This is a genomic window from Acinetobacter oleivorans DR1, assembly GCF_000196795.1.
Taxonomy (GTDB): Bacteria; Pseudomonadota; Gammaproteobacteria; order Pseudomonadales; family Moraxellaceae; genus Acinetobacter; species Acinetobacter oleivorans.
In genome coordinates, this window is record NC_014259.1 from 3,864,741 (window position 1) to 3,881,474 (window position 16,734).

Genomic DNA, 16,734 nt, shown 5'->3' on the forward strand with positions numbered 1-16,734 from the left:
TTTTTAAGCGTTCTCAGTTTTTGACAATATTAAAATACAAATAAAAATCAAAAGCATGCCTATCCAACCCAACCATGAAACATGCTCACCCACCAACACAATGGCAAAAATCGCAGCAACTAAAGGTTCAAATAAAGTTAAGGTGGTCGCTTTGCTGGCATTTACTGTTTTTAGTCCAAAACCGAAAAGTAAATAACCCAAAAACATAGGAATTAGCATCATATAGCCAGCTACAAGTAAATTGGTTGAGCTTTGTAATAACCCACCACCTGTAACCAGCAAAGTAGGAAGCAAAATAACTGCCCCACCCCCCATAATCATGCCCATTGCAGCTTTAGAGGCAACACCCCGATCTATTAATCTTTTTGCAGCCCATGAATAAAGTGAATAAGTTGTAGCTGCGACAAGCCCAAGAAAAATACCGAAGTATTTATTCCATTGATTTGTACCGCCTAGAACTGCATGACTTTCACCCATCGACAACATTGTTACGCCAAGCACACCGCAAATAAAACTTAGAAACCAGATGGCAGACAAAGCTTTGCGATCAAAGAATCGCTCTAAAATGGCTGCAATCAGTGGAGCCGAACCAATTGAAACCACGGTGCCAATCGTAATGCCTGCATAATGCATTGAGGAATAAAAAGCCAAAGGATAAATACCAACCGCCGCTACACCTAAAAGCAGTATTAAAAGATTTTCTCTTATAAATTGTCGGTTTTCCCTTATCGCTCGTGATGCAACCAAAGCTTGTAAAAGACCTCCTCCACCCATCGCTACGGCGCCAATAGCAAGTGGACCAAGTGTCGGAGCAAATGCGGCCGCAGTACCTGTTGTTCCCCACAAAACAGAGGCAACTAAAATCGCGATTGTGCCTCCATAACTACTATTTTTAATGAGGCTAATCATGTGGACATTCTCTATTTAAAATATCTTCTGCCATTTGTTTTGCTAACAGGAGTTGACGACTGTTTCCTTCTAAGCCAGCTCTTGCCATAGAACCTTCTAAAAGAAAAGAAAGCTGCGTAGCCACATAACTAATCCGCTTTGAGTCTGGTATCAATTTTTTTAAATGTTCAGCAACAATAGCCTCGACTTCTTCTTTATGCTGTCTTACCGAACTTCGCCCTACACTATTCGCAGGAAACTCTGCGGCAGCATTTAAAAGCCCACATCCTCGAAAGCCTTTTTCATAGGCAAATTCCGCATGGTCTTGATAGGCATCAAATACGGCCAAAATGGCTTCTTTAGCTGTTTTTATTTTTTTTAAACGCTTTTGATAGAGATCGAGCCACTCTTGATGGCGCGCAGCAATGTAGGCATCGACAAGCTCACCTTTTGAAGAAAAATTATTATAAAGCGACATTTTAGCAACATCTGCTTTAGCCGTAACTGAGTTAATTCCAGTTGCAGTAATGCCATCGTTATAAAACAAAGTTGAAGCGGCATCGAGAATTTTCTGTCTTGCTGTTTTATCATTCATAGCTTTAATTTAAGTAGACCGACCTACCTAATAATAAAGATTTCTAACAATGATGCAATCTTTTTCCGAGTTATAATTTGAGCAATATTCACTTTGATAAAAATACAATGATGAAAAAAGTTCTAATGATGAGTATGTGCAGCGCACTACTTTTAGCTGGATGTAATAAAACATCAGAGCAAGATCAGACTGTATCTAAAGATCAAAAATCAACTGAGCAAAAGGCCACTCAAAAACAAGACAGTAGCTGCTTACAAATTATGGTAGCTATGCACACGATTAATCAAAACAGCAAAATAGAAGACTTAAATCAAATTAATGAAAAGCTTAAAACCTGTGTTCCGTCTTTAAAAAATGATGAACAGCTTAAGCTGATTGATGCATCAACAGCCATGTATCAACGTTTTATTAAACAAGACTACACTGAAAAAACAGGCAGAGCGTTTGAAGCTTTTGGCTATGCTGTTTTAGAACATAAACAACAAGACCTTAAAAAGGTCATCCAAACTCAGAAAAAACTCTTCGACCAACTGAGCCCACGTGATCAATATTTACTTCAACATGAAGGCCAAGCCTATATTGAACTTCTCTATCAAGGCGAAGGCATGTTCACCTATCGACGTAAGCCAAACTATTTAGTTGATGTTTTTTCTAAAGCCTTACCTGCTGACCAAAAAGAGTTTTTAACTCGTATGGCGAAAGACAATCAAAATATTTTTTATAACGATGGTGCGTTGGCTATTTCTTGGAAAGAGCTCACTGAACGTGCATTATTTTGGGAAAAATTTATTCAAAAGTATCCAAAAAGCCATTTTATTAGTGATGCAAAACTACTCTTTAACGAATATCGCTATTTTATTTTCTTTGGTCTCGATAACACGCCTGTGTCAGATGAATATGCACCAAACACATGGTTTGATAAAGATGCGCTTCAACAAATTCAGTTTCTATCTACACAAAGTCAATCGAGTTTAGCGAAACCTGCTCAACTATTTCTTAAGTTTATTGCCACGCCTGTAGAGGAGCGTAATAAGCAATTTAAAATAGATTTAACTGATAAGAATGGTGATAAAAAATCAAATTATCAGATGACTCATGAACAACTTGAGCAGCTATTAAAATTAGACTCCCCATGGAACACTGAAGTGTATCGTGACTGCCATATGGATGCGGTTTGTATAGATACAAATTGACAATGCCACCCAACCTAAAACATGTTAGTCTGTAAATCGCTTGACGGAGCGCGAGTAATAACTCGCTGAGATTGTGTAAATTTCGTGTTATCGCAACACAAGTTTGAACATGAGTACCGTTGAACCTGATCAGGTTAAGACCTGCGTAGGAATCAAGCCATCTGAAAACTTAAGCCTTAAATTTATCTAGCAAAGATAAATCCGCCATCGTTTTTGGTCGTGCTTGATTCGTTGATGTTATTCATAAGGATCATGTAATGAACCAGTTAACGAATCTCTCTTCTGCTGAAATTTCAGCACAACATGAACAAGATGCAAAAGATTTAACCCGTATCTTACCCGCTTCTAAAAAAGTTTATATTGAAGGCTCTCGTCCTGATATTCAGGTTCCGATGCGAGAAATTTCTTTAACAGATACTCCAACTGGTCTGGGCGGTGAACATAATCCCCCTGTTATGGTCTATGACACTTCAGGTGTTTATACAGATCCAAATGTTCAAATTGATTTAGACAAAGGTTTACCTTCAGTTCGCCAAAACTGGATTGAAGAACGTAACGATACTGACGTACTTTCTGGTTTAACTTCAACTTTTGGTCAAGAACGTTTAAAAGACATTCGTACCGCTGACATTCGTTTTGCTCATATTCAAAACCCACGCCGCGCTAAAGCTGGCAAAAATGTCACTCAAATGCACTATGCCAAGCAAGGTATTATCACGCCTGAAATGGAATATATTGCAATTCGTGAGAATCAGCGCCAGCGTGAAGGTGTTGATATGCGTCAACATGCTGGACAAAATTTCGGTGCAAAAAACTTAAAAGAAATTACACCTGAATTTGTTCGTCAAGAAGTTGCTGAAGGTCGTGCGATCATTCCTGCCAACATTAACCATCCAGAACTTGAGCCAATGATTATTGGCCGTAATTTCTTGGTTAAAATTAATGCCAACATTGGTAACTCAGCGCTTGGTTCTTCAATTGATGAAGAAGTTGCAAAAATGACGTGGGCAACCCGTTGGGGTGCCGACACCATTATGGACTTATCGACAGGTAAAAACATTCATGAAACACGTGAATGGATTATTCGTAACTCACCTGTTCCAATCGGTACCGTACCAATTTATCAAGCACTTGAAAAAGTTGATGGTGTTGCAGAAGACCTAACATGGGAAATCTTCAAAGACACACTGATTGAACAAGCCGAACAAGGCGTTGACTACTTCACAATTCACGCAGGTGTATTGCTTCGTTATGTTCCACTTACAGCAAACCGTTTAACAGGTATAGTGTCTCGTGGTGGTTCAATCATGGCGCAGTGGTGTCTAGCGCATCATGAAGAAAACTTCTTATACACTCATTTCGATGAAATCTGTGAAATCATGAAAGCTTATGACGTTTCATTTAGCTTAGGTGATGGCTTACGTCCGGGTTGTATTCAAGATGCAAATGACGAAGCACAGTTCAGCGAACTTAAAACACTAGGTGAACTTACACACCGTGCATGGGAACATGATGTTCAAGTCATGATTGAAGGCCCTGGTCATGTACCAATGCACATGATCAAAGAAAACATGGACCTTCAGCTAGAAGTGTGTAAAGAAGCACCATTCTATACGCTTGGGCCTTTAACGACTGATATCGCTCCGGGTTATGACCACATTACATCTGCAATTGGTGCAGCCATGATTGGTTGGTACGGCACAGCGATGCTTTGTTATGTGACACCAAAAGAACACTTAGGTTTACCAAACAAAAAAGATGTTAAAGACGGAATTATTACCTACAAGCTTGCGGCACATGCTGCTGACCTTGCTAAAGGACATCCGGGTGCTCAAGTTCGCGATAATGCCTTGTCAAAAGCACGTTTTGAATTCCGTTGGGATGATCAGTTCAACTTAAGTCTAGACCCTGACACAGCACGTAGCATGCATGATGAAACCTTACCCAAAGAGGCTCATAAATCCGCTCACTTCTGTTCAATGTGTGGACCAAAATTCTGTTCAATGAAAATCACCCAAAATGTTCGTGACTATGCCAACAACCTCACTAATAGCAATTCAGAGGTTGAAGAAGGCCTCAAAGCGATGAAAGAGGTTTATCAAGAGCAAGGTCAAAAACTGTATCACAAAGTGTAAATATTCAAAAAAAACACTTGCCTAGCCATGATTCTCGGTTAGGATGAAATAAATAGATTTCGTCCTGATCGAATCATGAGTATTGTTGAACGTCCAAGTTATACATCTAAAGATGTCGAAGTAACATCACGTGAATCTCTATTCCGTGGTTTTATTCAAGTTGAAAAAGTCAGCCTTCGACATCGTCTATTTAATCAAACTGAATATACTCATGTATTACAACGTGAACTCATTCATCGGCCTGAAGCGGCTGGCGTTCTACTCTACAACGATCAAAGACAACAGTTTGCGCTGATTGAACAATTTCGTGTAGGTGCAATTAATGATCCCGATTCGCCGTGGCAATTGGAAGTAATTGCTGGTGTATTAGATGGAGATGAAACGCCGGAGAGCTGTATTCGCCGTGAAACACTTGAAGAGTCAGGATGCACAGTTAATTATTTACATCATCTATTTAGCTTTTATCCATCTGCTGGGGCGTGTTCAGAACTATTTCACTTATATGCTGCTGAAACAAACTTACCATCAAAAGGCGGGGTTTTTGGCATGCCTGATGAAGGTGAAAATATTCTTTTGCACCTGTTTGACTACAGCGAAATATCAACATTATTGAGTCAAGGACGTTTGAGAAATGCCCCTGTCATTATGGCGTTACAATGGCTATCTCAACACATCACAACGATAATAAAATCCGACGAGGTAGGACGGTGACTTTTCAAGTCTCAACACTTTCACAAAAAGACCATGTCATTATACAAATTACCGATACCCACTTATTGGAGTATCCACACTTAGAATTTGTGGGGATGAATCCTGAAGAAAGTTTTCATGCCATTATTCAACAGATCCTGAAAAAACATCCTGAAGCTGATGCCATCATCCACACTGGAGATTTGGCTCAAGCACCAACGCCCATTACCTACAAACGTTATATTCAATATATGCAAACGTTAGGTCTGCCATTTTTTCAGACACTGGGCAATCATGATAACGTTGATCATTTTCCATTACATAAAGAAAATCATCAGGAACCTGTGGTCATTTGTCTAGGAAACTGGCGCGTTATTTTATTAAATAGTGCAGTAAAAGGTCAGATTAATGGGCACCTGTCGCCAGAACAACTACAAAATTTAGCGGCATTACTCGAAGAATTTTCAGATAACCCTGTTTTATTGGCTTGCCATCATCATCCTTTTGCAATGAAATCTAAATGGATTGATCATCACAAGTTACAAAACTCTAATGCTTTGCTTACTACATTAGCTCCATTTAAAAATGTAAAAGCTTTAATCTGCGGGCACGTTCACCAAGACTCACTAAACACTTGGCAAGGGATCGAATTTTTCTCGACCCCCTCAACAAGCGTTCAGTTTAAACCGTTTAGTAATGAGTTTGCCCTAGACCAAAATGCTCCCGGCTACCGTTACATTCGTCTAAAAAACGATGGTAGTTTTGAAACAGAAGTCTTCCGTCTTGAAAATTTTCAGGGCCTTATAAATACCAATATTTCAGGCTATTAGCTCTATTTTATATATGCTTATATGCAATTATGACTAGGGTAAACACGTTTTGAAAATATTTACGGGACGGAATGACTATCATCTTGCAGGAAAAATCTATATGATGACGACCCGATGGGAAAATCCCATCGATGGTTTTCTATAAAAACACTTGCATATCACCATATTTTTTGCGTATAGATAATACGTGTATGATGAGGAATGCCCTATTATGGCGAATGACAACCACAACCAAGTTTTGGATGAACATACAGAAGTTGTAGTGGAAGGTGACAAAGCTTCTGCAAAACGTGCACGTAAAGTGAAACCTAAAACTTCTGACATAGGCACAACTGCAAGTTTATTTGGTATTGCACCTTATCAACCTAAGAAAAATGAAGAGTACATGTCTGAAGGACAGCTCGAGCATTTCCGACAAATTCTGCAAGCATGGAAAGCTGAATTAATGTCTGAAGTTGATCGTACGTTGAATACGATGCAAGACGAATCAACTGCATTGCCAGATGTAAATGACCGTGCCACCCAAGAAGAAGAGTTTGCAATTGAATTGCGTACACGTGACCGTGAACGTAAGTTGATTCGTAAAATCGAACAATCTATGGAAGCAATTAAAAACGAAGACTACGGTTTCTGTGAAACATGTGGTATCGAAATCGGTTTACGTCGTTTAGAAGCACGTCCAACTGCAACGTTATGTATTGACTGCAAAACTTTGGCAGAAATTAAAGAGAAGCAAAATAACGGTTAATATGACCGCTGTAGCTACTCAAGAAAAGCCTAGCTTTTCATACTCAGGTCGGTTTGCGCCCTCGCCAACCGGCCCTTTGCATTTTGGATCACTCATTACCGCTGTCGCCAGTTATTGTGATGCTAAAGCTCACCAAGGCAAATGGCTGGTTCGTATCGAAGACACAGATATCCCTCGTATTTATCCGGGCAGTGAAGAGCATATCCTCACCTCGCTGGAAGCCTTCCAGTTCGAACCCGATGCAGAAATCATCTTTCAAAAAAACCGTTTAGACATTTACGAGAGTGTATTAGATCAACTTAAAAAAGAGAGTCTAATCTATGCTTGTCAATGTACACGCAAAATGCTGGGTTCAAATGCCATCTATGCGGGAACATGCCGTAATCTCAATCTTGATTTTCAAGACCAAGCAATTCGGGTAAAAGTTAAAGATCAACAAATCTGTTTTGATGACCGACTGCAAGGACTTCATTGTTCTAATCTGCAACACGACCTTGGGGATTTTGTTCTTAAACGCCGTGACGGGATTATTAACTATCAACTTGCTGTCGTCGTGGATGATTATCTGCAAGGCATTACCCATGTCGTTCGAGGCTCAGATCTATTAGATAACACTGAACGTCAGATCTGGCTTGGTGAACTACTAGGTTATCCTAAACTGAGCTATATGCATCTTCCTCTCGCCATGAATGATCAAGGGCAGAAGCTCTCTAAACAAAATCTTGCTCAAGCACTCGATTTATCTAAAGCACCTCAATTGCTGCAACAAGCCATACAAGCATTGGGACAACCTAGCGTTGATTTAGACCAGCCTAAATTTATGCTAAAGCAGGCTATAGCACAGTGGAATGTTGATTTAATTCCACATGGACAAGAGCTCAGCGGAACATATTTATAAATAAAAAAAGCCCGATTTGATATCGGGCTTTTTATAACAACTGAAATGCTTTAGAAGTTTGATTCTTCTCTTTCAGGGTTCACTTCTTGAGTTGATGCATCAATCTTTAAGATCAAGCTAATCATCGCAGCACACATCATTAAAGATGTACCACCATAACTAATAAATGGCAGAGTTAAACCTTTGGTTGGCATTAAGCCCATGTTCATACCCGCATTTACCAAAATCTGCAGCAAGAAAATAATACTGATACCGTAAGCCAAATAGCCTGCGCGAAGGTAATGATGTTTCAATGCACGATGACCAATTTTGATACAGCATGCCAACATCAAGAAAGACAAACCAATGACAATCGAAATACCAAAGAAACCAAACTCTTCACCTAACACCGCCAACATAAAGTCAGTATGCGCTTCAGGTAAATAAGATAACTTTTGGACACTATGTCCTAAGCCTGTACCAAACCACTCACCACGGCCAAAGGCCATTAATGCATTTGATAACTGATACCCCACCCCTAATGGATCTGCCCATGGGTCAGTAAATGAAATCAAACGCTGGAAACGATACGGCTCAAATAAGATCAAGAACACAATACCAGTTACAATCGCACCTAACATAATTAAGAACTGTGTCGGCGGTGCACCAGCTAAAAAGAATACCCCGACCATCATCAATACAATTACGATCGTAGCACCCAAGTCAGGCTCAGCAATAATCAAACCAACCGTAATTGCCATGACCCCACTTAAACGTAATAAGCCTTTCCAATGAGTACGAACCTCTTTGGCACGGCGCACAACGTAGTCTGCAGTAAAGATTGCCATCATGACTTTGGCAACCTCGGTTGGCTGTAAAGTAAAGCCACCGATCTTAATCCAACGTGTAGAACCGTTCACTTCTGAACCTACCACCAAAGCAGCAAGCAGCAGAACCATGGTCAACAGCCACAGCGGGAAAGTATTTTTAAACCACGTATTGAGTGATATCCGATAGGTCAAATATGCCACCACAGCCGCAGCAACAATCGAAATACCATGACGAATCACATAGTGAAACGGGTTTTCATGCATATATTCAGCATAGGGCATCGAAGCAGACGCCACCATCACTGAACCGATACACAACAATGCAACGACACAGAAAATCAGGACATTACGTGGCGTCACTTCCGCTGGCCATTTAGGCAATATCCGTTCATACCAATGATTGATTTTCTGGATTGTGGTCTGAGCTAAGCCTGCCATACAACATTCCTAATCATGTTTTCTTTAAACCAACGAATTGACACAGGCAACAAACTGCTGACCACGGTCATTATAACTTTTAAACATATCAAAACTTGCACAGGCTGGTGATAACAACACCACATCTTCAGCTTGTGTTTCACGTTGACACAGCTCTACAGCTTCTTTAAGCGTTGCTGCATGCAAAATTTTGGTTGCGCCTTGAATAGCCTGTTCAATAACTGGAGCATCTTCACCAATCAATACCACAACTTTGGCATATTTTTCGATAGAAGAACGTAATGGAGCAAAATCTTGACCTTTACCCTGCCCACCTAAAATCAAGGCAACCTTACCTTTTTAACCTCAATTGCAGCCCCTAAACCATCAATTGCTGCAAGTGTAGCACCAACGTTAGTCCCTTTAGAGTCATTATAATAACGTACATCATGTACTGTTCTCACATACTCACAGCGGTGCTCTAATCCTTTAAATTGTTTTAAGGTTTCAAGCATAGATTCCATTGGCAAACCAATTGCTTCACCTAATGCCAAACAAGCTAAAGCATTAGCTACGTTGTGCATGCCTTGAATATATAAATCTGAGCTTTTAATTAAACGCTTCAAACCACGTGCAAGCCAAAGCGTGCCATCACCATCTCTTAAAACACCATATTGATTTAGGTCTGGTGCATTTAGACCAAAGCTTTGCATTGGTGTTGTATCTGGAACAAGAGGGCGACTTAAAGCATCATCACGGTTAAATATAACTTTTTTAACCCCTTGGAAAATACGATGTTTTGCTTGGTGATAACCCCACATATCGCCATGACGATCTAGGTGATCTTCACTCATGTTAAGAACCACAGCAACCTCAGCATTTAAATGTGATGTGGTTTCCAACTGAAAACTTGATAGCTCAAGTACAAGCAACTCTGGTTGGTCTTTTAGCAAGTCTAGAGCTGGGCGTCCTAGGTTTCCGCCCACAGCAACTTTTTTACCTGCATCTTTAGCCATTAAACCAATTAAAGTCGTTACTGTACTTTTGGCATTAGAACCCGTAATAGCCACAATAGGCACTTCAGTCGCACGGCGTAATAGTTGAATGTCACCTACCACTGAAATCCCTTGAGCAATAGCTGCCTGAATTTCTGGTAATTGCGGTGCAAGGCCTGGGCTTAAAATAATTTCTTCTGCTTGTAATAATAATTCTTGGTCGAGTTGACCAAAACTGGTTTTAACACCAGCTGGAATCTGGTCATGACCAGGAGGGGTTGGACGAGAGTCCGTTACTGCAACTTGGTAGCCTTGTTCATGCAGGAAATTAACAGCAGAAACACCTGATATTCCTAAGCCTGCGACAACTTTTAATCCACCACGTTGTATTAACATTTTTGCCCCACAATTTATCAATCGACAGAATGGCAAAAATGTTAGCACTTTGCTGTTTTGAATGCTTTTTCAGTTTGAACTTTATTCATCTTTTTTTGTGTCAGTGCGTAAAAAAGCCATCAATATGATGGCTTTTTAAACGAAACAGGAAATACTAAGTTTATTGCCATTTAATCGGCTTAATTTCTTGAACTGTATTGGTTGGTTTATCTTCGCTTGAACAACCACAGCCACCAGCACAGCCAAAGGTCATTTTTGGTTTAAGCCATTTTGCCAAGGTTGTCCAACCCTGCTTTTCACAAAATACAGAGAGTGAAGAAAAGACTGAATTTGCTGTTTTTGGAAATACTTTCTTAAAAACAACAACCGCACTCCAACTCACTACAACCGCAATAATCAGATATTGAATCATATACAACCTCCTTTCTTGCTTTAACCCCAATAGTGGGAAGCAATTTGATAGGTAACAAACGATGCCAAATAAGCCAAACCGAACAGATATGCAGTCATGGCAGCAACATGTTTCCATGAACCTGTTTCACGTCGTACTGTTGCCAACGTAGCCAAACAATGTGGGGCATAAATGAACCACACTAAAAGCGACAATCCTGTTGCCAAAGACCAACCTGTGCCATCTGCACTAATCAGATGTGACAAACCTTGAGCTACAGCATCGTCACTCGTTGCAGACAAGGCATAAACCGTACCTAATGCTGCAACCACAACTTCACGTGCAGCCATAGCTGGAATTAAAGCAATACAGATTTGCCAGTTAAAACCAATTGGAGCAAATAAAGGTTGAATAAGGTGTCCGAGCATACCGGCAAAACTATAATCTATAGCTGGTAATGTCGCCCCTTCTGGTGGTTGTGGGAAAGTACACAAAAACCAGAGCAAAATAGAGAGCGCAAAAATGATTCCGCCGACGCGTTTTAAAAAGATCTTTGCACGGTCGAGCAAACCGATTCCCACACTTTTTAAATCAGGGAAACGATAACTCGGCAGCTCTAGCAATAAGGCATGTTGAGACTTATCTTTTTGGAAGAATTTCATTAAAAATGAAACACAAAGTGCACTCACAATACCAGCCATATAGAGACCGAATAGCACCAGACCTTGTAGGTTGAAAATACCCCAGACCATTTTCTCTGGAATAAATGCAGCAATCAGCAAGGCATATACTGGCAAACGTGCCGAACAAGTCATTAATGGCGCAACCATAATGGTCGTAAAGCGATCACGAGGGTCGCTAATACTACGCGTTGCCATGATTCCCGGTACTGCACAGGCAAAGCTTGAAAGTAAAGGGATGAAAGCTCGTCCACTTAAACCAGCTTGAAACATTAACTTATCAAGCAAAAATGCTGCACGCGGTAAATAGCCAGATTCTTCTAATACTAAAATGAAGAAGAACAAGATCAGAATTTGTGGCAAGAACACCACAACACCACCAGCACCCGCGATAATTCCATCAACGACCAAACTATGTAGTAGGGGCTGTGTAATCACACTTCCGATTACTTCACCCAACCAGCCGAAGAAACCTTCAATGCCATCCATGAATGGGGCTGCCCACGCAAAAACTGCTTGGAACACAATAAACATCATGAGCGCAAGGCTGAGCAGGCCTAAAACTGGATGCAAGAAAATTCGATCTAGAAAATCAGTACGCTTATCACCCTGCTCAACATAATGAACAACATCTTTAAAAATCATATCGATTTTTTGATGATGAGTTCCAGTTAAACCACTCAATTCGGTTTGTGGCACACTGTATTTTTCTTGATCAAGGGCATGTAATAAATTTTCAATACCCGCATTACGAACAGCAACTGTTTCAACAACGGGCACACCCAAACGTTGAGATAACTTTTGAGTATTAATTTGGATGCCACGACGACGCGCTTCATCCATCATATTCAGTACAAGTAAAATCGGGCGGCCTAGCCCGATCATTTCGAGCACCAGTCCTAAATGCAATTTTAAGTTAGTGGCATCAACCACACATAAAAACGCATCTTGCTGCCCTTCTTCTGCAATCTTACCCAAACAAACGTCACGGGTAATAACTTCATCAGGACTAGTTGCATTTAGACTATATGTACCCGGTAAATCGAGTACGCGCACTGCTCGGCCTGACGGTAACTGAAAATGACCTACTTTACGCTCAACAGTTACGCCCGCATAGTTTGCAACTTTTTGTCGAGTTCCAGTTAAATGGTTGAAAAGAGAGGTTTTACCACAGTTAGGGTTTCCCACAAGGGCAATACGTAACGCATCACTCATGCGGGTACTCCTTCTTCTACTAGAATTTCAATTTTTTCCGCTTCTGCTTTACGTAAAGCGAAACGAGTAAAGCCAATTTGGATCAAGATCGGATCACCACCAAAAATACCCTTGGTAATCACTTCCACTCGTGTGCCTGGTACAAAGCCCAGACTTTCCAAACGAATTGCGACCAAATCTTGCTGCTCGGACTCTACTTCTATCCGATTCACTTTGGTGATGGTCGCCGCTTGCTTCACTTTTAAAGCTGATAAACGCACCGCATCCGATCCTAAACCTTTTTTTCTAGTATACATATAAATGAGAATAATTACCAAATAAGGTTAAATTTCACTTCTTATTCAGTTTAATCGACAAACCTTAAAGTTTCTTTTAAAGTACAGAGGTTTAGAGGATCTAGTGTATGTTGAATAAAAAACCGCGTATTCCAAGCCCAGTTCAAATTCCTGAACATTTAAGCTTTTTACAAGGTTTTCGAGACTATTTAGTTGCACAGACAGTAAGTCCTCATACACGAAATGCTTATTTATCCGACCTCATTCAATGCAGTGAACTTCATCAAAAAACAGCTCTTCCACAGTGGACAAGTGATGATATTGCTGATGTTCTAATTGAACTGACAAAAGCAGGGAAAAGTCCCCGCTCGATTGCTCGCTGCTTATCTGCTCTACGCCAGTTTTACAAATTTTTACGTGAACAGAAATTACGAAGCGATAATCCTGTAGCAACTCACCATTCTCCAAAAATTGGACGGGCCTTACCCAAAGATTTATCTGAAGAAGATGTTGAAGCACTGATCCAAGCACCCGATATCAATACAGCACTTGGCTTACGTGATCGAGCAATGTTTGAAGTACTTTACGCCTGCGGTTTACGTGTTTCAGAACTACTTAACTTGCGATTAGAGCTCATTAATTTAAAGCAAGGCTATTTACGTGTTACAGGTAAAGGCAATAAAGAACGTTTAGTTCCATTAGGACAATTCGCTTGTGAATGGGTAGAACGCTATTTGCATAATGCTCGGCCTCAGCTCTACAAAAGCTCGACTGACTATCTTTTTTTGACCCAACATGGCGGAATTATGAGTCGGCAGAACTTTTGGTATGCCATTAAACGCTATGCGCTTCAAGCCAATATTCAAGCTGAACTCTCACCTCACACCTTACGTCACGCCTTTGCAACACACTTACTCAATCATGGCGCTGATTTACGCGTAGTACAAATGTTACTGGGTCATAGCGATTTATCTACAACACAAATCTATACACATGTTGCACAAGTACGAATGCAACAATTACATGAAAAACATCACCCTAGAGGATGATAAAGATTTAAAGTTCCAGACAATTATTTCATATCAATCGTTTGATTTCGTTCACAAAGGTTAAGAAAGTTTTAACAATACACATTAGATTTTTTGTTATGCTTAGCAGCTTCTGACTATAAATACTGATGAAATAAGGGTTATCTATGTCTTTTACCCGCTCTCAAATTTTTCTTGCCTGCACTCTGGCATCTAGCCTTTTGTTCAGTGCTTGTTCTAAAGAAAACAAACCACAAAAAGAAGATGCGCTCACAGCGACTGCACCTGCTACTGGGGAAGCTTCAACCATTATCGAACGTAATGATAAGCAGCGTTTAATTGAAACTTTGCAGAAACAATTTAAGAATGCAAATATCAATGCCAAAATTTTAGATATCAAGCCGACAGAAGTTCCTAATTTGTATTGGGTAAATCTCGAAGGGATGACATCGATTTATACAACCAGTGATGGAAAATATTTAATTCAGGGTGATGTAATCCGATTAGGAGGCAAAGAGCTTCATAATATTGGAGATAATCTTCAAGCTTCAGAAAATAAAAAGCATCTTGCTGCGTTAAAAAATGAAGATTTGATTGTTTACCCAGCGAAAGGCGGTAAAGCTAAACATGTGATTTATGTGTTTACCGATGCAAGCTGTCCTTATTGCCATAAACTACATGAGCACATACCTGAAATTAATGAAAAGGGTATTGAAGTACGCTATATCGCTTGGCCACGTGGTGAGCAATTTATGCCGACCATGGAAGCTGTATGGTGTAGTGCAGATCGTAAAGCTGCCTTTAGCCAAGCAGTACAAGGTGTCAATATTCCGCCTGCTCAATGTAAAAACCCTGTTCGTGAACAATATCAACTTGGCTTAAACATGGGTGTAAATGGTACACCTGCTATTTATAGTGTTGATGGCGAGTACTTAGGTGGATATCTAACACCAGATGAATTAATTAAACGTCTGGATAAATAATCCATTTAAAGTTGATGAATGATTAATCATCTATCTCTTACAAAAAGCGCTGCTCTCATTGCAGCGCTTTGTTTTTTCAATAAATAATGCTTTAACTCTCTGTGTTTAAAGACTGATCTACTCTTCTTTTCCAAACATCGCACTCTAATTCATTGAACAGGCACTAAAAGCGCTAGAGTCTGGCGTTTTTTTTAGCTATGATCTAGCTTCAACTAAATGATTAAATGATGAATGGAGTGTGACGTGAAACCAGTTCGCCTGGCAATACTCGGTCTAGGAACCGTAGGTGGAGGAGCCCTTAAACTACTACAAGAAAATGCCGCTGAAATTAAACGTCGCACCGGTCGAGAAATTCAAATTACCCACGTTGGAACACGCCGCCCTCGTCCAGATCTAGAATTGGAAGGGATTAAACAAAGCGCCGATTTACTTGACATCGTTCGTCAACCAGACGTTGATGTAGTTGTAGAAGTTATGGGTGGGATCCACCCTGCTTACGAAGTAATCATGGAAGCGATCAAACACGGCAAACAAGTCGTGACTGCAAACAAAGCGTTACTCGCTGAACATGGCAATGAACTATTTAAAGCAGCAGAAGACAATGCTGTACAAATTGCTTATGAAGCAGCAGTTGCTGGCGGTATTCCAATTATTAAAGTCATCCGCGAAGGTCTTGCTGCAAACCATATTGAATGGTTGGCAGGCATCATTAATGGTACAGGTAACTTTATTCTGACTGAAATGCGTGAAAAAGGTCGTGCATTTGATGATGTATTAAAAGAAGCTCAAGAGCTTGGTTATGCAGAAGCAGATCCAACTTTTGACGTTGAAGGTATTGATGCTGCGCACAAGCTTACAATTTTAGCGTCTTGTGCGTTTGGTATTCCTCTTCAGTTTGATAAGGTCTATACCGAAGGTATTAGTAAAATCACTGCACAAGATGTGAAATATGCAGAAGAACTTGGTTTCCGCATTAAACACCTAGGAATTGCACGTCGCGCTGAAAAGGGTATTGAACTACGTGTTCACCCAACGCTCATTCCAGATGAACAGCTTATTGCGAATGTAAACGGCGTTAAAAATGCTGTTTTAGTTCAAGCGCATGCTGTAGGCCCAACGCTCTATTACGGTGCTGGTGCGGGTGCTGGTCCAACAGCTTCTGCTGTTGTTGCCGATGTAATTGATATTGTTCGTGACATCTCTTATACCGAAGACGGTGCAGGAACAATTCCTCAGTTGGCTTTTGAAGCATTAACAAATGTGCCAATTTTAAGCCGTGAAGAAATGACCACTGGTTATTACATCCGCTTAAATGCAGAAGATCAAACTGGCGTACTTGCAGATGTTACTACCATCTTAAGCCGTGCTGGAATTAGTATTGATGCCATCATGCAACAATCCCGTTTAAAAGACCTTATTCCAATCGTGATTCTGACCGATCCAATCGTTGAATCTAAAATGGATGAGGCTCTTGCACAAATCCAAGCATTACCTGCAATTCGTGGCGAAATCGTAAGAATTCGTTTAGAATCGCTCGATAGTTAATCAGGTTGAGGGAAAGATTCCCT

15 protein-coding genes, 1 pseudogene and 1 riboswitch are annotated in these 16,734 nt (G+C 40.3%); of the genes and pseudogenes, 9 read left to right on the plus strand and 7 right to left on the minus strand.

Translation table 11 applies throughout. From position 1 onward, the window contains the following. Positions 1–3 precede the first annotated feature (3 nt). Entirely contained in the window at positions 4–909 is a 906-nt protein-coding gene (locus AOLE_RS18185) for a DMT family transporter (RefSeq protein ID WP_013199119.1), read from the minus strand. Further along, positions 902–1,483, minus strand: coding sequence for a TetR/AcrR family transcriptional regulator (locus AOLE_RS18190; RefSeq protein ID WP_013199120.1), 582 nt, complete (start codon positions 1,481–1,483; stop codon positions 902–904). Before AOLE_RS18190 ends, AOLE_RS18185 begins: the two co-directional genes overlap by 8 nt. A gap of 107 nt (positions 1,484–1,590) precedes the next feature. Between AOLE_RS18190 and AOLE_RS18195 the strand changes: the two genes are divergently transcribed. From AOLE_RS18195 to gluQRS, 6 genes are all read left to right on the plus strand, one after another. Beyond that, positions 1,591–2,676 (plus strand): hypothetical protein, encoded by a 1,086-nt coding sequence (locus tag AOLE_RS18195; protein WP_013199121.1) that lies wholly within the window; start codon positions 1,591–1,593, stop codon positions 2,674–2,676. A gap of 34 nt (positions 2,677–2,710) precedes the next feature. Next, positions 2,711–2,845: riboswitch (TPP riboswitch) on the plus strand. Positions 2,846–2,933: 88 nt separating this feature from the next. Then, on the plus strand, positions 2,934–4,811 hold the full coding sequence (gene thiC / locus AOLE_RS18200; protein WP_004795134.1) for a phosphomethylpyrimidine synthase ThiC: 1,878 nt from the start codon (positions 2,934–2,936) through the stop codon (positions 4,809–4,811). Between the two features lie 75 nt (positions 4,812–4,886). Continuing rightward, the gene (locus AOLE_RS18205) at positions 4,887–5,522 is read left to right on the plus strand and encodes an NUDIX domain-containing protein (protein WP_013199122.1); all 636 of its coding nucleotides are present in this window, start codon (positions 4,887–4,889) and stop codon (positions 5,520–5,522) included. Continuing rightward, complete coding sequence (cpdA, locus tag AOLE_RS18210; protein WP_013199123.1) at positions 5,519–6,331, plus strand: 3',5'-cyclic-AMP phosphodiesterase; 813 nt, start codon at positions 5,519–5,521, stop codon at positions 6,329–6,331. The genes AOLE_RS18205 and cpdA overlap by 4 nt, the downstream gene beginning before the upstream one ends. Before the next feature lie 211 nt (positions 6,332–6,542). Then, positions 6,543–7,079, plus strand: coding sequence for an RNA polymerase-binding protein DksA (gene dksA, locus AOLE_RS18215; protein ID WP_002121205.1), 537 nt, complete (start codon positions 6,543–6,545; stop codon positions 7,077–7,079). A gap of 1 nt (position 7,080) precedes the next feature. Next, on the plus strand, positions 7,081–7,977 hold the full coding sequence (gene gluQRS, locus AOLE_RS18220) for a tRNA glutamyl-Q(34) synthetase GluQRS (protein ID WP_013199124.1): 897 nt from the start codon (positions 7,081–7,083) through the stop codon (positions 7,975–7,977). Positions 7,978–8,027: 50 nt separating this feature from the next. On the opposite strand, the gene ftsW is transcribed toward gluQRS, so the two are convergent. The 5 genes and pseudogenes from ftsW to AOLE_RS18245 all read right to left on the minus strand — a co-directional run bounded on the left by ftsW (position 8,028) and on the right by AOLE_RS18245 (position 13,140). Beyond that, complete coding sequence (gene ftsW / locus AOLE_RS18225; protein WP_004795141.1) at positions 8,028–9,224, minus strand: putative lipid II flippase FtsW; 1,197 nt, start codon at positions 9,222–9,224, stop codon at positions 8,028–8,030. Positions 9,225–9,248: 24 nt separating this feature from the next. Next, a pseudogene (gene murD, locus AOLE_RS18230) lies at positions 9,249–10,594 on the minus strand (UDP-N-acetylmuramoyl-L-alanine--D-glutamate ligase). Between the two features lie 160 nt (positions 10,595–10,754). Then, a complete protein-coding gene (locus tag AOLE_RS18235) occupies positions 10,755–11,006 on the minus strand; it encodes a DUF6587 family protein (protein WP_013199125.1) in 252 nt (83 codons plus the stop codon). Positions 11,007–11,026: 20 nt separating this feature from the next. Beyond that, positions 11,027–12,880 (minus strand): ferrous iron transporter B, encoded by a 1,854-nt coding sequence (gene feoB / locus AOLE_RS18240; protein ID WP_005301651.1) that lies wholly within the window; start codon positions 12,878–12,880, stop codon positions 11,027–11,029. Continuing rightward, positions 12,877–13,140: a FeoA family protein gene (locus AOLE_RS18245; protein WP_013199126.1), complete on the minus strand. Its 264-nt coding sequence runs from the start codon at positions 13,138–13,140 to the stop codon at positions 12,877–12,879. Before AOLE_RS18245 ends, feoB begins: the two co-directional genes overlap by 4 nt. A 143-nt stretch (positions 13,141–13,283) precedes the next feature. Here AOLE_RS18245 and xerD point away from each other — a divergent pair, with 143 nt between their 5' ends. The 3 genes from xerD (at position 13,284) to AOLE_RS18260 (ending at position 16,711) form a co-directional block, all read left to right on the plus strand. Then, positions 13,284–14,204 (plus strand): site-specific tyrosine recombinase XerD, encoded by a 921-nt coding sequence (gene xerD / locus AOLE_RS18250; RefSeq protein WP_013199127.1) that lies wholly within the window; start codon positions 13,284–13,286, stop codon positions 14,202–14,204. A 146-nt stretch (positions 14,205–14,350) separates the two neighbouring features. After that, positions 14,351–15,166, plus strand: a complete 816-nt coding sequence (locus tag AOLE_RS18255) for a DsbC family protein (RefSeq protein ID WP_013199128.1) — start codon at positions 14,351–14,353, stop codon at positions 15,164–15,166. 243 nt (positions 15,167–15,409) lie between these two features. Then, positions 15,410–16,711: a homoserine dehydrogenase gene (locus tag AOLE_RS18260; protein WP_005301642.1), complete on the plus strand. Its 1,302-nt coding sequence runs from the start codon at positions 15,410–15,412 to the stop codon at positions 16,709–16,711. Positions 16,712–16,734 lie beyond the last annotated feature (23 nt).

What these genes read in the sequence shown, in the direction of transcription:
- AOLE_RS18185 (WP_013199119.1), bottom strand. Translation starts at nt 909, where the DNA reads ATGATTAGCCTCATTAAAAATAGTAGTTATGGAGGCACAATCGCGATT.
- AOLE_RS18190 (WP_013199120.1), bottom strand. Translation starts at nt 1,483, where the DNA reads ATGAATGATAAAACAGCAAGACAGAAAATTCTCGATGCCGCTTCAACT.
- AOLE_RS18195 (WP_013199121.1), top strand. Translation starts at nt 1,591, where the DNA reads ATGATGAAAAAAGTTCTAATGATGAGTATGTGCAGCGCACTACTTTTA.
- thiC (WP_004795134.1), top strand. Translation starts at nt 2,934, where the DNA reads ATGAACCAGTTAACGAATCTCTCTTCTGCTGAAATTTCAGCACAACAT.
- AOLE_RS18205 (WP_013199122.1), top strand. Translation starts at nt 4,887, where the DNA reads ATGAGTATTGTTGAACGTCCAAGTTATACATCTAAAGATGTCGAAGTA.
- dksA (WP_002121205.1), top strand. Translation starts at nt 6,543, where the DNA reads ATGGCGAATGACAACCACAACCAAGTTTTGGATGAACATACAGAAGTT.
- gluQRS (WP_013199124.1), top strand. Translation starts at nt 7,081, where the DNA reads ATGACCGCTGTAGCTACTCAAGAAAAGCCTAGCTTTTCATACTCAGGT.
- ftsW (WP_004795141.1), bottom strand. Translation starts at nt 9,224, where the DNA reads ATGGCAGGCTTAGCTCAGACCACAATCCAGAAAATCAATCATTGGTAT.
- AOLE_RS18235 (WP_013199125.1), bottom strand. Translation starts at nt 11,006, where the DNA reads ATGATTCAATATCTGATTATTGCGGTTGTAGTGAGTTGGAGTGCGGTT.
- feoB (WP_005301651.1), bottom strand. Translation starts at nt 12,880, where the DNA reads ATGAGTGATGCGTTACGTATTGCCCTTGTGGGAAACCCTAACTGTGGT.
- xerD (WP_013199127.1), top strand. Translation starts at nt 13,284, where the DNA reads ATGTTGAATAAAAAACCGCGTATTCCAAGCCCAGTTCAAATTCCTGAA.
- AOLE_RS18255 (WP_013199128.1), top strand. Translation starts at nt 14,351, where the DNA reads ATGTCTTTTACCCGCTCTCAAATTTTTCTTGCCTGCACTCTGGCATCT.